The sequence below is a fragment of the Staphylococcus sp. FSL W8-0271 genome (assembly GCF_038006605.1).
GTDB lineage: Bacteria > Bacillota > Bacilli > Staphylococcales > Staphylococcaceae > Staphylococcus > Staphylococcus cohnii.
The window spans coordinates 2576387-2594849 of record NZ_JBBOVM010000001.1; the positions used below are offsets into that span (position 1 = coordinate 2576387).

Consider the following 18463-nt stretch of genomic DNA (forward strand, 5'->3'; position numbering starts at 1 on the left):
ATAAAATGTGTAAACCAAGTTAAATTACACTGAAAAACTCAATCTTGGGATAAATGTTTCAAAATGAATATGCTCCATTGGTACTTCTAATTTTTGTAATTCTTGAATCATAGCTTTTAAGAATGAATTACCACCACATACATAAACTTCTGTTTCACCATCAAGGTATTGTTTTAATTGTTCAGCGTCTATAAATCCGTCTTGATCACGGAAATGTTTATCAAATTGCGCTACTGAAGATTGTGCTGTGATTGCTTCTAACTTTTCTTCAAATGCTACATTTTGAGCATCAGATGTGGATTGAAGGAATGTTGAAGTTAAACCAGCATCAACCGCTTCTTTATACATTGAAACGAGAGGTGTAACACCTACGCCAGAACCTAAGAATAATTGTTTATTATCTTTGTTTGCCAATCCGAATCCACCTACTGGTGCAGATAGCAATAGCGTGTCTCCAACGCTCACTTCATCGTGTAACACTGTAGATACTTCACCTTCATGCTCTTCCGTAACGTCTCTACGTACACCGAATGTTAAGAAATCCTTGTCACCATCTACAATAGAATAATGTCTTTTAGCTCTGTATGGCAACTTCTCACTAGATATGTCTACTGTAATATATTGTCCAGGTACAAATTGACTTAAATCAATGTCGTCTGAAGTTACTGTGAATGATTTAATTATTTCAGTTTCATCAGTGATATTTGTTACGGTAAATGGTTTAAAACCATCCCAAGCCATTTTACTGTATACTTCTTTTTCTAAGCCGATAAATGCATCAGCGATTTCTCCATATGCTTTAATCCAAGTTTGGATAATAGGATCTTCTTCTTTTAAACCAGTCACTTGTTGAATTGCCCAAATTAAATTTTCACCAACGATTGGATAATACTCAGCTTTTACTTGTAAAGCACAATGCTTGTACACCACAGGCATAATTGCGGGAACAATTGGTGATAAATCCTCTATATTTTCTGCCGCAGCTAACACTGCCATCGCCAATGCAGAAGATTGTAATCCTCTTTTTTGGTTCGTTTGATTAAATATATTTTTCAATTCAGGATGTTGTTCAAATAATCTTTTATAGAAAGTTGATGTTATTGTCTGTCCTTTATCTTTTAATAATGGCACCGTTTCTCTTATAGTTTGTATCTCTTCTTGATTTAACATAAAACCCCTCCTAGTTATTCCTTCACCTCCATTATTGTACGCCATTCGTTTACTTACAAGAGAATGTGTTTTATTTCACATAATTTTCACATTCAATATTCATTAATTTGTAACTATTTTATGATTAACAATTTTTTCAAAAGATAACATATAGGAAAACATCGATAACTTTTACTCTTAATATAATTTAAAATAAACTATATTTTTTACAATTGATTTTAACAAAAATTAAAAACCACATGCACCTTGCTGTTAAATGGCTTGGCTTGTGGTTTTAACTCTTTTATTTACTCTTATTAATTTGTTTTAAAAATGCTTTACACTTATTAATTAGCAAATGAAAATTTTATTTTAATTATATTTCTCATTCAATTGGTGTATCAACCTTCTGAACTCAGTTTCAGATTTAAATTCAAAAGTGATATAACCTTTTTTATTTTTGTTAGAAATCGTCACTGCTGAACCATATTGTTCTTTTAGTTGTCGCTCTTGCTGTTGAATAAACTTTGGTTTTTTAGTTGCTTGTTGTTTATCTGTACTCTTTTGTTTATCTTCATTGTTTTCATTTACATACTGTTCTAATGTGCGTACACTCCAAGACTCCTGGAAGGCTTGCTCAGCTATGCTTTTCATCTTTTGTTTATCTTTTATCCCTAATAACGTGCGTCCATGTGCACCCGATAATTTATTATCTTTAACCATTTGAGTAATTTCCTTAGGCAATTGTAATAAACGCAACATGTTGGCAATATAAGGCCTAGATTTACTTAATCGCTGGGCAACTTCTTGCTGAGTCAGCTCTAAATCATCCATTAGCTTACGATAACTTTCTGCTTCCTCAATTGCATTTAAATCTTCACGCTGCAAATTTTCAATCACAGCGAGTTCCATCATGTCTTCATCAGATAGCACTTTAACAATAGCTGGTATAGTCGTTGAACCTGCTAGCTTTGAAGCGCGATAACGTCGTTCTCCTACTACAATGTTATAACCAGATATTGTTTTTCGTAACACGATAGGCTGTAAAATACCATGAAGTTTTATCGACTCAGCTAAATCTTCTAAACGTTCTTGATCAAATGTTTTTCTGGGTTGATAAGGATTAGGTTTAATGCTGTTAATTGCAATTTCTTTTACGTGTGCATTGTGATCTACTTTGAGTCGTTCATCTATAGAATCATTCATTTTTTACACCTACTTTTTTAAATAAAATAATTTTTTAGTTAGACATAGTATATCATCACAGTAACAATGAAAAATATTATTTTAAATTATCGGTTAAATCAAAATTTTCAGATAAGTTGTTGACAAAAGCTATTTTAATGTGTAATCTAAGTGATAACAAATTCGAAATAGCAACACACAGTAATAAGGAAAGTAGAACTTACACTGCTGACACAGAGAGTCTTCACTTGCTGAAAGAAGACACAGAAAGAAAGTTTGAAAATGGCCTTTGAGTGTTGATGCCAATATGAGGTGTCAACGGGATCGCCCGTTATAGCGATACAGTATTAACATTTTGTTTAATGGCGTACTGGATTATTCCAAGCGTTGCATATGTCGTTAATACTCATTTCACTTTCAGTGACAGTGAGTTTTTTATTTGAACATATTACGGTAGCGCAAGTTCAGTACAAGTAATTAATGCAATTTGGCGTACTGGACAAGGTTACTTTAGTGATAAAGTAATGAACAAAGGTGGTACCGCGAGCTAAGCTTTCGTCCTTTACATCCGATTGAATCGGGTTTAAAGGACGGAAGCTTTTTTTATTTTTTAAAGGAGGTTATCTGTATTATGAAAAATACTGAGTTATCACAAATTGCACTAACACAAGATGCAACCGGAGCGATTGCAAATCCAATCTATTTATCAACAGCATATCAGCATCCTCATTTAGGAACATCAACTGGTTTTGATTATACAAGAACTAAAAATCCTACCCGTTCAGCTTTTGAAGAATCATTTGCCAAGTTGGAACGTGGTACTGCTTCATTTGCAACTGCAAGTGGCATGGCAGCCATACAATTAATATGTAATTTATTTAAAGCTGGCGATGAAATACTCGTTTCATTCGACCTTTATGGTGGCACATTTAGACTATTTGATTTTTATGAGCAACAATACGGTGTACATTTCAAATATGTAGATTTCTTAAACTATGAAACAGTCAAAGAAAGCATTACAGAAAATACTAAAGCACTATTTATAGAAACGATTTCAAACCCACAAATGCAAGAAGTAGATGTTGATCCATATTATATTTTAAGTAAAAAACATCACTTATTAACGATTATAGACAACACTTTTTTAACCCCTTATCTCTCAACACCACTTGAAGATGGTGCAGATATTGTACTACATTCTGCTACAAAATACATAGGTGGTCATAATGATGTACTTGCTGGTGTAGTAACAGTTAAAGATGCAAATTTGGCTGAAAAATTAGGTGAATTCCATAACATGATTGGTGCAACTTTATCACCTTTTGACAGCTACTTACTGCAACGTGGTTTAAAGACATTGCATTTAAGAATGGATCGTTCAGAATATAATGCTCAATTATTAGCCAAACGATGTTACAACTTAAAAGGCATTGACCAAGTCTTATATTGTGGTCGAACAGGAATGATGAGTCTACGTTTAAATAAAAATTATAAAGCCGATAAATTTTTAGAAAACTTAAAAGTATGTATTTTTGCAGAAAGTTTGGGCGGAACAGAAACATTTATAACATTTCCATATACACAAACACACGTTGATATGCCAGATGAAGAAAAAGAAAAACGCGGCATTGATGAACATTTACTAAGATTATCCATCGGTGTGGAAGATTACGAAGATATTGAACAAGACATTATACAAGCATTAGAAAAATCTAAAGAAAGCGTGATTATATGAGTTTATCAAAAGAAACAGAAGTGATATTTGACGCACAAAGAGGTGTTGATTACGATTCAGCTAACCCACCATTATATGCTTCTTCAACATTTCATCAAAAAGTTTTAGGTGGCGACGCTAAATATGATTATGCGCGAAGTGGCAACCCCAATCGTGCTTTGTTAGAAGAAAAATTAGCAGCACTTGAAGGCGGCGATTACGCATTTGCTTACGCATCAGGTATTGCAGCTATTTCAGCTGTACTACTTACATTAAATGCAGGTGATCATGTCATTCTACCCGATGATGTCTATGGTGGTACTTTCAGATTAACAGAACAAATCTTAACACGTTTTAATATTCAATTTACGACGGTAGACACAACACGATTACAAGATATCGAGGAAGCGATTCAATCAAATACAAAACTGATTTATATTGAAACACCATCTAATCCATTATTTAAAATCACTGATATTAAAGGCGTCTCTCGTATCACACAGCAACACGAACTATTACTCGCTGTTGATAATACATTTATGACGCCACTTGGTCAGTCACCTTTAGCTTTAGGTGCAGATATCGTCGTACATAGCGCTACAAAATTCTTGGGCGGCCATAGTGATATTATTGCTGGCGCTGCTATCACAAACAATAAAGCAGTAGCAGACGCACTTTATCTATTACAAAACGGTACTGGAACTGCACTATCTGCACATGATTGCTGGACATTAGCACAACACTTAAAAACATTGTCTGTACGTTTCAATCAATCTGTGGCAAATGCACAGCAAGTTTATGATTTCTTAGCGCAGCGCGAAGAAATTGCAGAAGTTTATTACCCGGGAAATGACAAGTTACACTTATCTCAAGCAAAACATGGGGGTGCTGTTTTAGGTTTAAGACTTAAAGATGAATCGAAAGCACAAGCTTTTGTAGATGCGCTCACACTGCCACTTGTTTCTGTAAGTTTGGGTGGTGTCGAGACTATTTTATCTCACCCTGCTACTATGTCTCATGCTGCTGTACCAAAAAAAGTTCGTGAAGCACGCAATATAACGTTTGGATTATTCAGATTAAGTGTAGGCTTAGAAAATGCTGACGAATTAATTGCTGATTTAAACTACGCACTGAAGGAGGCTTTCAATGAGTCAACTCATCAACAAACTGAAACAGAACATTTTAGTCGCTGATGGTGCAATGGGAACCATTCTATATTCTGATGGTCTAGATACTTGTCCAGAAGCATATAATTTAACCCATCCTGACAAAATAGAACGGATACACCGCTCCTACATTGAATCTGGTGCTGATATTATTCAGACCAATACTTATGGTGCCAACTTTGAAAAGTTAAAGGTATTTGGTTTAGAACACAAAGTTAAAGAAATACACAAAGCTGCAGTACAAATTGCCAAAAAAGCAGCTAATGATGAAACATTTATATTAGGTACTGTTGGTGGATTTAGAGGTGTGAAACAGGAAGATTTAGGTTTAGAAGCCATTCAATATCATACAGAAATCCAAGTGGATACTTTGATTGAAGAAGGTGTCGATGGTTTACTTTTCGAAACCTATTATGATTTAGAAGAACTTACTAATATTATTCAAGCTACAAAACGGAAACATCGTATTCCTATCATTGCTCAATTAACTGCTTTAAACACAAATTATTTAAGAGATGGTACGGAAATTAATACAGCTTTACAACGCGTTGTTGACAGTGGTGCTGATATCGTTGGACTCAATTGTCACCATGGTCCTCATCACATGCAGCAATCTTTTTCACATATTGAATTACCTGACAATGCGTATCTATCTTGCTATCCCAATGCAAGTTTATTAGATATTGAAAACAGTCGATTTAAATATAGTGACAATGCCGAATACTTTGGTAAAGTGGCGGAACAATTGATTCAAGAAGGCGTTAGGATTATCGGGGGATGTTGTGGGACTACACCAGAACATATTCAATACATTAAGTCCTCAGTAGCCAATCTCAAACCGGTATCCACTAAAAATGTAATCCCTATAAAAAAATATAATAGTCCTTCGCATGTCAATACACAGCAACAAAATTTAACAACTAAAGTTAAAGCACGACCTACGATTATAGTAGAATTAGACACGCCAAAGCACTTAGATACAGAAACATTTTTCAGAAATATCAAAAAACTCGACGATGCTCAAATTGATGCAGTGACCTTAGCAGATAACTCCTTAGCTACTGTGCGTATCAGTAATGTTGCAGCAGCGAGTATTATCAAACAACAATATGATATTGAACCGCTCGTTCACATTACTTGCCGCGACCGTAATCTCATTGGACTGCAATCACATTTATTAGGGTTATCCTTACTAAATGTGAATGAAATTTTAACCATTACAGGAGATCCATCAAAAATTGGTCACTTGCCAGGAGCAACGAATGTTTATGATGTGAATTCCAAAGGTTTAACAGAAATTGCATTACGCTTTAACGAAGGTATTAACACTGATGGTGATGCGCTGAAGACGAAAACAAATTTCAACATCGCAGGTGCTTTTGATCCGAATGTTCGTAAACTCGAAGGTTCAGTCAAACGTGCTGAGAAAAAAATAGAAAGTGGCACACACTACTTTATAACACAGCCAGTTTATAGCACTGAAAAAATCGAAGAAATATATGAAGCAACCAAACATTTGGACGTACCATTCTTTATTGGCATTATGCCAGTCACTAGTTATAATAATGCACTATTTTTACACAACGAAGTGCCTGGTATTAAACTGTCCGAAGACATTTTAGAACAATTTGAAGCTGTTAAAGATGATAAAGAAAAAACGAAAGCATTAAGCCTTAAACTTTCTAAAGAACTTATAGATACCGTTCATAAATATTTTAACGGTTTATATTTAATTACACCGTTCCAGAAAGTAGATTACACTTTAGCACTTGCATCATATTCACAATCAATTACTTCAAGTAAACAGGAGGCAATATTATGACAATTCAAACATCAAATTTAGGTTTCCCAAGATTAGGTAGAAAAAGAGAGTGGAAAAAAGCAATAGAAAGTTACTGGGCTAATAAAATAGATGCCCCTACATTAAATCAACAATTAACAGACTTGCATAAAGAGAATTTATTGCTACAAAAGAACTATAATTTAACAAGTGTCCCTGTCGGAGATTTCTCTCTTTATGATCATATACTTGATACATCATTATTATTCAACATTATTCCAGAACGTTTCCAAGGCAGAGCATTAGACAATGATTTATTATTCGACATTGCTAGAGGTAACAAGGAACATGTTGCAAGTGCATTAATCAAATGGTTCAACACAAATTATCATTATATTGTTCCTGAATGGGACAACGTAGAGCCAAAATTGAATGACAACGTATTATTAGAGCGTTTCAAATATGCACAATCTATTAATGTGAATGCACACCCAGTGATTGTGGGTCCAATAACATTCGTCAAACTTTCTAAAGGAGGTTCACAATCATTTGAAGAAAAAGTAAATACATTATTGCCTTTATATAAAGAAGTTTTACAGTCTTTAGTAGATGCAGGCGCGGAATACATTCAAATCGATGAACCTGTACTTGTGGAAGATGATAGTGCATCATTTGAAGATATTACACGTACTGCTTATAACTATTTTGACGAAGCAGGCTTAAGTAATCATCTTGTGATTCAAACTTATTTTGAACGTGTAAATTTAAAATTCCTAAACAGCTTACCTGTAGAAGGATTAGGTTTAGATTTTGTACACGATAATGGCTATAACTTAAAACAAATTAAAGATGGAGACTTAGACAAAAACAAATCACTTTACGCAGGTATTATAGATGGTCGTAATGTGTGGGCAGCAGATATTGAAGCTAAAAAATCATTAATCGACACATTACAAAATGCTACAAATAACCTTGTCATTCAACCATCTTCTTCTCTATTACATGTGCCAGTATCATTAGACGATGAAACATTAGATGAATCTATCGCAGAGGGCTTGAGTTTTGCCACTGAAAAATTAGATGAATTAGATGCTTTAAGACGATTATTTAATGACGATGACAGCCAAAAATTTGATGAATTGAAAGCACGTTATGATCGCTTCCAAAATCAATCATTCAAAAACCTAGAGTATGATTTCGACAGTTTACGTACTACACGTCAGTCACCATTTAAAGTACGTAAAAAAGCACAAGATGCACGTCTTAACTTACCTGATTTACCAACAACAACGATTGGATCATTCCCGCAATCACAAGAAGTAAGAAAATTCCGTGCAGATTGGAAAAATAATCGAATTACAGATGAAGATTATAAAACATTTTTAAAAAATGAAATTGCGCGCTGGATTAAAATCCAAGAAGATATCGGCTTAGATGTCTTAGTACATGGTGAATTTGAGCGAAATGACATGGTAGAATTCTTCGGCGAAAAATTACAAGGCTTCTTAGTGACGAAGTATGGATGGGTGCAATCATACGGTTCACGTGCGGTAAAACCACCAATCATTTATGGTGATGTAAAATGGACAGAGCCTTTAACAGTCAAAGAGACACTTTATGCACAAAGTTTAACGGATAGACCAGTAAAAGGTATGCTTACAGGACCTGTGACGATCTTAAATTGGTCATTTGAACGTGTAGACTTACCACGTGAAACTGTACAGGACCAAATTGCATTAGCGATTAATGAAGAAGTTTTAGCTTTAGAAAAAGCTGGCATCCAAATTATTCAAGTTGATGAACCAGCATTGAGAGAAGGTTTGCCATTACGTTCAGAATATCATGAAGATTATCTTAATAAAGCTGTCCGTTCATTTAAATTAGCTACATCATCTGTTGCCGATGAAACGCAAATTCATACACATATGTGCTATTCTCAATTTGGACAAATCATTCATGCTATCTATGATTTAGATGCAGATGTTATTTCAATAGAGACATCTCGTAGCCATGGTGACTTAATTAAAGATTTTGAAGATATTACTTATGACTTAGGTATCGGATTAGGGGTATATGATATCCATAGTCCACGTATCCCTACTGAATCTGAAATCACTGAAGCGATTAACCGCGCTTTACAAGAAATTGACCGTTCTTTATTCTGGGTTAATCCAGATTGTGGTTTGAAAACACGTAAAGAGGACGAAGTAAGAGAAGCATTGACTGTGCTTGTGAATTCAGTAGACAAATTACGTAAATCAACAAACCCAGCAACAGTTTAATCATTATGACGAAGGTGATATCAATGAATTATCCACTATGGGAACAGTTAGAACAATTAAAAACTTCAACATGGGTAGATTTAACCCATACATTTGATGAAACCATTCCATGTTTTAGTGAATTTGAACGCGCCAAAGTCTCTACACTATTTAATGTTGCTGACGATGGCTTCTATGTCCAAAATTGGAATATTGTGACTCAGTATGGGACACACATAGATGCGCCGATACATTTTGTCGAAAAAACACGCTATCTTCATGAAATTGATTTAAAAGAACTCGTATTACCACTCGTTGTTTTAGATTTTTCACAAGAAGTAGCAGCTGATGCTGACTTTATTTTAACGCGTGAGCATATTAAACAATGGGAAGCTGAACATGGTTCAATCGAACCAGGCACTTTTGTTGCCTTTCGTAGCGATTGGTCCAAACGGTGGCCAGATATTGAACGCTTTGAAAATAAAGATGCAGAAGGACAACTACATTTACCTGGTTGGGGCTTGGATGCCTTACAATATTTACTAGAAGATAGACAAGTCAAATCAATCGGCCATGAAACATTCGATACAGATGCTTCCGTAGATGTTGCCAAAAACGGTGATATTGTCGGAGAGCGTTACGTATTAGGTCAAGATACTTTCCAACTTGAGTTACTAACCAATTTGAATCAACTGCCTACACGAGGCGCCATTATTTATGCTATTAGTCCAAAACCAAACAAAGCACCTGGTTTTCCAGTACGTGCCTTTGCTATCAAACCATAAACATGATGCGAGACCGTCCATTTCGCCTCTATAATGTGAAACTTATAAAACCTAGCCATTATAATATATAAGAAATTGAGCACTTCTTATATTGATATTTCTCTTTTATAAATCATAAATAAATTCTAAAGTATGATTATGTTGATGCGTAACGATTTAAAATGATACTACACAGATCATTATCATTTGCTGTTTATAGAAGCCAACATATTAAATCATATTACCAACTTAACTGGGGGCGGGAATTTGATATCAAATACCATATTTGATTTCTATCCCGTCCCACTTTTATGGAATAAATACATAGGTCATAAGTTGGATTTTTGACAGATGATAATCTCTATCATTTAAAAAAATAAAATCAATGTTATACTTCAATTAAATTCTATTATATAAATAGCGTGTTATTGTTCATGCTTTACTATAAATTTTTAATACAATACGAGGTGACCTTTTTGGAATTAAATAGAACAAATTCCCCTTTTGATGAAAATCAATTGGAACTTATACAACAACTTATGCCAACACTGTCATCAAATCAACAGTCTTGGTTAAGCGGCTATTTGCTTAATGCTTCTACAGATGAAGGTGACCCAATACAATATACTGATCATCCTGAACCATCTGAGCACTCAAACACAGCAGCTGAATCAACATCATCCATTCACACAACTACTACTGAAGCACCAACAGAAGATACGACACATTCGACAATATCTACAGATGAACCCATAGAAGTAAACATTTTATTTGGTACAGAAACAGGCAACGCTGAAGAAATTGCTGATGAATTTGAAACGAAATTAAAAGAACATGATTTTACAGTTCACACGTGGGAAATGGATGACTTTCCTCAAGAGGACTTATCGAAAGTTAACCATGTGTTTATCATTACATCAACGCATGGCGTAGGTGAACCTCCGATTAATGCGTTAGATTTTTATGACTACCTGCATAGTGATGAGGCACCAGATTTAAGTCATTTAAACTTCTCAGTACTCGCGTTAGGTGATCAAGATTACCCTGATTTCTGCCAAGCAGGTAAAGATTTCGACAAAATCTTAGGTGATTTAGGCGGTCATCGTTTAGCTGATCGTGTTGAATGTGACTTTGATTTTGAAGAAGTATCTGAGCAATGGATTATTGACATGCTTGAACTTTTGTCTCAAATGTCTCCCGGTAGTCAAAACAATGAACCCAAAGATGAAGATGTTGTTGTCGAAGAACCACAAGCAGCTTATTCAAAAACACATCCATTTTATGCTGAAATCATCAAAAATAGTGCGTTAACTGAACCAACTGCTACCCGTGAAGTCAGACATCTTGAATTATCTTTAGAGGGATATGGCGAAGCCTATGAACCTGGAGACAGTTTAGTAATTATCCCTAAAAACAATCCAGAACTTGTAGCAGAAGTGATCAATACATTGGGTTGGGATAGCACAACAACAATAGATATAGACAATAGCGGCAATAGAGCTACTATACAGGATGCACTTACAAATGAGTTTGAAATTGCTAAATTAACACCATCTATATTAAATAATGCAGCTACATTATTTGGAAATCCTATGCTAAATGCAAATGTACAAAACAAGGAATGGGTACAAGATTATATTTATGGCAGAGATTTCATCGATTTAATTAAAGATTTTACACCTGTCGCGCTGTCACCTGATATGCTAAAAGACTTATTAAGAAAACTGCCACCTAGAGAATACTCCATTGCCAGTAGCAATCAAGTAAACCCACATACCGTCCATATCACTGTACGCGTTGTTAAATATGAAGCACATCATCGTGAACGCCATGGCGTATGCTCTGTACAACTTGCAGATCGTACACAATTAGGTGATAAATTACCTGTTTATCTTAAAAAGAATCCAAATTTTAAATTCCCTTATGATGAGCAAACACCAGTCATTATGATTGGCGCAGGTACTGGCATTGCACCTTACAGAGCATACCTCCAACAAAGAGAGCATTTAGGTCTGAAAGGTAACCAATGGCTCATATTTGGCAATCAAAATGTTGATGCAGATTTCCTATATCGTAAAGATTTAGAGTCATGGCTTGATCAAGGCGTGCTGAGCAAACTAGATTTAGCATTTTCAAGAGATACAGAAAATAAAATCTATGTTCAACACCGAATTGAAGAAAATGGGGCAGATTTTTATCAATGGCTAACAAACGGTGCAACCATTTATCTTTGTGGTGACAAAGAAGAGATGGCAAAAGGTGTACACCAATCACTTGTCAATGTACTCATTCAGCACGGTAACTTTAATCAGGCACAAGCAGAAGATTATTTAACAGAACTAATTAAAAATCAAAGATATCAACGTGATGTTTATTAATAGTTGAGCCAATCACTGCATCATCATTACATTGATATTAATCCTACAACCACCTCAGCGATTACTTTACAGTTAATCATACAGAAAGTAGACAAACCCTTCGCATTAATTTGCGAAGGGTTTGTTTATTTTCTATTTATATCGTTTTTTCAAATAGGACTTTTTCCCTTGAACTAATCTTTATTCGTTAATTTCATTTTTTGATTTTTCTTGAAAATGGAGTGTGTCCTTTTCAGCTAATTCAGTTGTATACTTTTTTTATTTGCATTTGCTTTAATAAGTGTGGAGCCAATATATAAAGATGAGTGACCTATCGACTTATTTTTGATAATATTTTCTCAAATATTTGCCTTCGACAAATTCATATGCAAAATTTAAATCTAGTATCGCATCGAATTTACATAATAAATGACGATTAACGACTAATTCAGAGATAGAAATCATCTCATATTGATCTCTTTTATCAATTGATTTATTCAACATCATAAACACCATCACTGCTTAATTTACTAATATTACAATATTGGCAGTGATTTATGCCGACTCCTGCGGGAATAGCACTAGCCGAAGACTACAGGCTAAGGCAGTGCCCGTGGAAAGCGTGCATAAAAAACTGCCAACAAAGTCGAAGACTCTGTCGACAGTCTGAGCCAATTCAATTTTTAGAAATTCAAATCAATGAGACAAGATAGTCTCTGAATTAGTAATATTTTTGTGTTATATCGGCAGTGATTTATGCCGACTCCTGCGGGAATAGCACTAGCCGAAGACTACAGGCTAAGGCAGTGCCCGCGGAAAGCGTGCATAAAAAAACTGCCAACAATGACGGAGACTCTGTCGACAGTCTCAGCGATTACTTTACAGTTAATCGTATTGAGGTGGTTTTTATTGCTAAATATACCGTTAAATATACCATTTAGCATATGATTAAGACCACTTATCCATTTAGTATGGTAACCCAGACATATATTTGTTTTACTTATCATAAGAAGGAGGCGAACTGAGCATGGATGTGAAAGTAATTTATAATCAAAATTTAGACAACAATCAAATCATCATTGAAGTAAATGAGCACACTGAACACGTGAATGACATCGTTAACTATATTAACAAACTATCTAAAACAAAATTATTTCCCGGAAAATATAAAGGAGAAACACACTTTATAAAACAAGAAGACATTATTTCATTTCGTATAGAAAATAAAATCTTAACTATGATTACTGTAGATAAACAATTCACCATGAATCAACGACTATATGAAATCAAATCTCAACTCAACACCTATTTTTTACAAATTTCTAAATCTGAAATAATCAATATTAATTATATTGACTATTTGAAACTCAATAAAAATGGCACAATTGAAGTTCGTTTTACTAATAATGATTTCACTTATTCATCAAGAAGGTACTTGCCATTAATCAAGGAGGCATTAAAATTATGAAACGTTTATTACACGGCGCAATCACAGGTATTGCTATTGGAGTTATAATTTCGTTATTGTTTTCAACTATTTTTTCACATAATTCATTTCATCCAGTCTCCCCTGTCTCAACAATGGGCCATTTATACTTTCAATATTTAAGTGAATTACAAACGATGTTTATCGCAGTTACCATCTGGGCATTAATTGGTATTACATTCAGTTTTGGGGCACTCATATTTTCAAATTCCAGAAAATCTTTATTATTTAAAACTTCACTTCACTTTATCTTAATGTTTATCATCATGCTCCCTTTAGCAATTCTAGCGGGATGGTTTCCACTTAAAGTTTCAGCTTTATTATCTTTTGTCGTCATCTATACCATTGTCTATTTTATCATTTGGTCAATAGAAACGAAGCGTAACCAACAAGATATCAATGAGATTAACGCTATGCTTTCAAAAAGGAAGGATGAAAAACATGAATAAAGGTAGATACACTGTAATACCCAATGCATCGGTCACAGTTTTTCTAATAGGGCTTCATATAAACAAATGGCATAAAATTCATAAATGGTTACCTGTACTCTTTGCTATGCCACCTATGCTCAGAGAATTATCAAAAGACCAAACACTGGGTTGTTTATCTTTTGAAATGCTATTTAAATATCGTGGTGTGATGATTGTTCAATATTGGGAATCTAATGAAAAATTACTTTCATATTCAAAAATGCCTGTGCATTTAAAAGCGTTGCGGCGATTTATGAAAGAACTTAAGCATAATGATGCTGTAGGTTTTTATCATGAGACTTATAATGTCAATGCGAACCAATATGAAAATATTTATATAAACATGCCAGCTTTTGGTTTAGGAAAAGCACGTAAAAGTGAAAAAGTAAGCAAAGCTACGCATACTGCTAAACAACGCTTACGTACACAAACCTAACCTACCAATACTTATCAAGTCTTATCGCTATAGATGTGATAAGTATATGTTAAAATAATTTTTTGGCATAGAAATGCTCCCTCCAAGTTCCATTTTTTTAAATGTCACTTTGAAGGGAGCATATTAATTGTCCTAGACGCATTCCTAACAAAATATTAATATTTCAGAGTTTTATCACTACTTAATCATTAAATTATTACCTTACATATTCAAAGATACCTGCAGCACCCATACCAACACCGATACACATGGTAACCATGCCATATTGTGTATCGGGGCGTTTTTTCATTTCTGAAAGTAATCTGCCGACTAACATCGCACCCGTAGCACCCAATGGATGACCTAAGGCAATTGCGCCGCCGTTAACATTGGTTTTTTGAGTATCTAAACCTGTCTCTCTCATTGAAGCGATTGTTTGAGATGCAAAAGCTTCATTCAACTCTACTAAATCAATATCATCTACATTCAAGTTTGCTTGTTTTAACACTTCAGGAATTGCATAGGCAGGTCCAATACCCATCAATTTAGGATCTACCCCAACTGCTTTAAAGCCTACGAATCTTGCAATCGGTTCTACACCTAATTCCTTCACCTTTTCTCCTGACATGACGACTACAAAACCTGAGCCGTCAGTCAAAGGTGCCGAGGAGCCTGCAGTCACTGTGCCGTCAGCCTTAAAAACAGTGGATAATTTAGATAATGCTTCTTGATTCGTATCTGGTCTAATCAATTCATCATCTTTAAATACTTTTTGCGACACGATTGGACCATTTTCATTATAATCTACTTTATTCACTTCAATCGGAATAATTTCATCTTCAAATTTACCTTCTGCTTGTGCTTTAGCAGCACGAGCATGACTTTGTACTGCATAGGCATCTTGATCTTCTCTAGAAACCTTATAAGTGTCAGCAACCATTTCTGCAGTTAAACCCATCGGATAAGAAACACCAGAATCTTCGTCTTGCAGAATTGGGTTATTGGTCGGTTCATTGCCTCCCATCGGTACTGCACTCATAAGTTCAATACCTCCGGCAACAAGAATGTCCGCTTGATCTGCTTTAATTTGATTTGCTGCATGTGCAATCGTTTGTAAGCCTGAAGAACAATAACGATTGACTGTTTGACCTGGTACTTCATTTGGCATTCCTGCTAATAAAGCAATCGTTCTAGCAATATTTTGCCCTTGCAAGCCTTCTGGAAATGAATTCCCAACAATGACATCTTCAACCATATTAGGTTCAAACGAACCCCCAACTCTTTCTAAAACACCTTTTAATACTTTTGCAGCAACTTCATCGGGTCTTTCATGAGTCATTGCACCATTTTTTGCCTTACCCGCTGCTGATCGTCCATAAGCTACTATATATGCATCTCGCATTTAGTTTCACCCTTTCTTCTATAATGTTCGATTATTAGTTGCGTAGTGGTTTTCCTTTTTCTAACATGTGAGAAATTCTATCGTATGTTTTTTTATTTTGAAGTAACTCTAAAAATCTTTCTTTTTCAAGTTTTTGTAAATATCTTTGATTTACATAGGTGTTACGTGGAACATCTCCACCACTCAGTACTTCTGCAACTTTCAATGTTATTTCATAATCGTAATCACTAATAAAGTGACCTACACGCTGTGCATCTAATTGACCTTCTGCTAAGGCTTTAAAGTCTCGACCTAAAGCGATATATTGAGATTTTGGAAGTGGTACATAATTCGCTTCTGATTCATAGCGCGCACGTTTCAATGCAATTTCAATACGTCTTTCCGTATTTAAAATAACTGTATCTGTTTCTTTTAAATAGCCATATCTCTTAGCTTCATAAGCGTTTGTAGATACTTTTGCTAAACCAATCTGCATTAAAATATTAGTAATAGACGCTTGTTTATCATCATTTTTATGGTTAGTACGCATAATGCGATCCGTGAGTTCTGCGAGTCCGCCACCTGCTGGCAATAAACCTACACCTGTTTCTACAAGACCAATGTAAGACTCACTTGCCGCTACAACAATTGGTGAATGTAGTACGAGTTCGCAACCACCGCCTAATGCACGTCCTTGAACAGCTGTTACAACAGGTTTCAGTGAATGTTTTAGTCTCGCAAATACATGGTGTAATTGTTCGACCGCTTCACCTACTTCAGAAACTACTTTGCCATCTTCATGTGCTTTCTTCATTTGATATAAATTAGCACCTACACTAAAGTTGTTACCGCCTGCGTAAATCACCATGCTCGTAAAGTCTTCATTTTCAAGCTTATCAATCGCTTCTAATAAATCGGATAAAAAGCTATTTGAAATGACATTATTTTTACTTTGTAATTTTAATAATAGTTGATCTTTATTCGCGATAGATAAATTAGAATCCGATCTATCCCACAACTCTGAATCGATATAAGCTGCTACTGGTGTTACGCGTTCAATAGATTCACCTTCAGCATAAAACGCTTCATTGCGTTGCTCAATCCAATCTGGTAATTGACCTAATTCTTCTTTCATACGAGATTTAACACGTTCATATCCCATTAAATCCCATAATTGGAATGGTCCTAATTTCCAGTTAAAGCCCCAAACTAATGCGCGATCAATATCTTTAAAATCTTCCGCAGCTTTTGGTACATTCACTGCTGAATAGTAGAAATTATTTCGCAATGTTTCCCATAAGAATAAGCCCGCCTCATCTTGCGCATTAAAGATAACATCTAAATTTGAGGCAAGATCTTTACTAAAGCGACCTAAAATTTCTAATTGTGGTTGTTTAGGTTCAACATAGTCATTTTGCTTATCATCATAAACATAACGCTGTTTATTTACTTTTTTATAAAACCCTTGTTTTGTTTTATTACCTAATGCACCATTTTTTGCTAATTTTTCAGAAAGTGCTACATCCTTGAAGAATGGTTGCTCTTCTGGAATTTTTTGTAATCCTTTGATCACGGCCATAGCAATATCTAATCCTACTAAATCAGATAGCCCATATGTGCCCATTTTAGGTCGGCCAATACTGCGACCTGTTAATGCGTCAACGTCAGTAATAGAGAAACCTTGTTGTTCTGCTCGATACATAATATCATTCATTGTTTGTGTGCCGACTCTATTAGCAACAAATCCAGGTACATCATTTGCTACAATTACACCTTTACCTAATACATCTTCTGCAAAAGCTTGTACCCGTTTGACAACCTCTGAATGCGTTTGTTTATTTGGGATAACTTCCACTAATTTCATTATTCTTGGTGGATTGAAGAAGTGCATACCGAAAAATCTTTCTTTATCACTATCGTCAAATACCTCTGCAATTGCTTCAATTGGAATACCTGAAGTATTTGTTGCAAACACTGCATCATCATTTGCTACTTTTTTAACTTGATCCCAAATTTGATGCTTTATGTCCACTTCTTCTTTAACTGCCTCAATATATATATCTGCATCATCATCTTGTAAATCTTCATTGAAATTACCATATGATAAGTTTGAGGCAAATGATAAATCAAACAGTTGTGGACGTTTAGGATTTGTTATTACTTCATAAGCCTTTTTCGAGATTTTGTTTGGATCATTTTCATCAATGACAATATCCAATAATTTAACTTTTAAGCCTGCATTTACAAGTAGTGCAGCAATTTGACTACCCATTGTTCCTGCACCTAGCACAGTTGCTTTTCTTATCGTCATACTAAACCCTCCAATTTTTTCATT

14 protein-coding genes and 1 other annotated feature are annotated in these 18463 nt (G+C 34.9%); of the genes, 9 read left to right on the forward strand and 5 right to left on the reverse strand.

Going from position 1 to position 18463, the window contains the following annotated elements; translation table 11 throughout:
* Positions 1-24: 24 nt before the first annotated feature.
* Positions 25-1170 carry a globin domain-containing protein gene (locus tag NST87_RS12725; protein ID WP_064264135.1) on the reverse strand — a complete coding sequence of 382 codons (1146 nt, stop codon included), beginning with the start codon at positions 1168-1170 and terminating at the stop codon, positions 25-27.
* A gap of 351 nt (positions 1171-1521) precedes the next feature.
* Positions 1522-2355, reverse strand: a complete 834-nt coding sequence (locus tag NST87_RS12730) for a ParB/RepB/Spo0J family partition protein (RefSeq protein WP_019469802.1) — start codon at positions 2353-2355, stop codon at positions 1522-1524.
* A gap of 171 nt (positions 2356-2526) precedes the next feature.
* Positions 2527-2900 (forward strand) — a binding site (T-box leader).
* Positions 2901-2965: 65 nt separating this feature from the next.
* On the opposite strand from NST87_RS12730, the gene NST87_RS12735 reads away from it, so the two are divergent.
* The 6 genes from NST87_RS12735 (at position 2966) to NST87_RS12760 (ending at position 12397) form a co-directional block, all read left to right on the forward strand.
* Positions 2966-4069 carry a PLP-dependent transferase gene (locus NST87_RS12735; RefSeq protein WP_019469801.1) on the forward strand — a complete coding sequence of 368 codons (1104 nt, stop codon included), beginning with the start codon at positions 2966-2968 and terminating at the stop codon, positions 4067-4069.
* The gene (metC, locus tag NST87_RS12740; protein ID WP_040030374.1) at positions 4066-5241 is read left to right on the forward strand and encodes a cystathionine beta-lyase MetC; all 1176 of its coding nucleotides are present in this window, start codon (positions 4066-4068) and stop codon (positions 5239-5241) included. Before NST87_RS12735 ends, metC begins: the two co-directional genes overlap by 4 nt.
* Positions 5195-7036, forward strand: coding sequence for a bifunctional homocysteine S-methyltransferase/methylenetetrahydrofolate reductase (locus tag NST87_RS12745; protein WP_019469799.1), 1842 nt, complete (start codon positions 5195-5197; stop codon positions 7034-7036). Before metC ends, NST87_RS12745 begins: the two co-directional genes overlap by 47 nt.
* The gene (gene metE / locus NST87_RS12750; protein WP_340721780.1) at positions 7030-9276 is read left to right on the forward strand and encodes a 5-methyltetrahydropteroyltriglutamate--homocysteine S-methyltransferase; all 2247 of its coding nucleotides are present in this window, start codon (positions 7030-7032) and stop codon (positions 9274-9276) included. The genes NST87_RS12745 and metE overlap by 7 nt, the downstream gene beginning before the upstream one ends.
* 23 nt (positions 9277-9299) lie before the next feature.
* The gene (locus tag NST87_RS12755) at positions 9300-10040 is read left to right on the forward strand and encodes a cyclase family protein (RefSeq protein ID WP_019469797.1); all 741 of its coding nucleotides are present in this window, start codon (positions 9300-9302) and stop codon (positions 10038-10040) included.
* Between the two features lie 455 nt (positions 10041-10495).
* Positions 10496-12397 (forward strand): diflavin oxidoreductase, encoded by a 1902-nt coding sequence (locus NST87_RS12760; RefSeq protein WP_040030376.1) that lies wholly within the window; start codon positions 10496-10498, stop codon positions 12395-12397.
* Between the two features lie 318 nt (positions 12398-12715).
* Here the strand turns inward: NST87_RS12760 and NST87_RS12765 are convergent, their stop codons facing one another.
* Complete coding sequence (locus tag NST87_RS12765; protein ID WP_186303848.1) at positions 12716-12877, reverse strand: hypothetical protein; 162 nt, start codon at positions 12875-12877, stop codon at positions 12716-12718.
* Positions 12878-13403: 526 nt separating this feature from the next.
* On the opposite strand from NST87_RS12765, the gene NST87_RS12770 reads away from it, so the two are divergent.
* From NST87_RS12770 to NST87_RS12780, 3 genes are read left to right on the forward strand one after another with little or no spacing between them, the layout of a single operon-like run.
* A complete protein-coding gene (locus NST87_RS12770) occupies positions 13404-13844 on the forward strand; it encodes a LytTR family DNA-binding domain-containing protein (RefSeq protein WP_019469795.1) in 441 nt (146 codons plus the stop codon).
* The gene (locus NST87_RS12775) at positions 13841-14311 is read left to right on the forward strand and encodes a DUF3021 domain-containing protein (protein ID WP_019469794.1); all 471 of its coding nucleotides are present in this window, start codon (positions 13841-13843) and stop codon (positions 14309-14311) included. Before NST87_RS12770 ends, NST87_RS12775 begins: the two co-directional genes overlap by 4 nt.
* The gene (locus NST87_RS12780) at positions 14304-14768 is read left to right on the forward strand and encodes a DUF4188 domain-containing protein (protein WP_019469793.1); all 465 of its coding nucleotides are present in this window, start codon (positions 14304-14306) and stop codon (positions 14766-14768) included. The genes NST87_RS12775 and NST87_RS12780 overlap by 8 nt, the downstream gene beginning before the upstream one ends.
* Before the next feature lie 196 nt (positions 14769-14964).
* Here NST87_RS12780 and NST87_RS12785 read toward each other — a convergent pair whose 3' ends face one another.
* Both NST87_RS12785 and fadB read right to left on the reverse strand, forming a co-directional pair.
* Complete coding sequence (locus NST87_RS12785) at positions 14965-16149, reverse strand: thiolase family protein (RefSeq protein WP_019469792.1); 1185 nt, start codon at positions 16147-16149, stop codon at positions 14965-14967.
* A gap of 34 nt (positions 16150-16183) precedes the next feature.
* Positions 16184-18439 (reverse strand): 3-hydroxyacyl-CoA dehydrogenase/crotonase FadB, encoded by a 2256-nt coding sequence (gene fadB, locus NST87_RS12790; RefSeq protein ID WP_040030378.1) that lies wholly within the window; start codon positions 18437-18439, stop codon positions 16184-16186.
* Positions 18440-18463 lie beyond the last annotated feature (24 nt).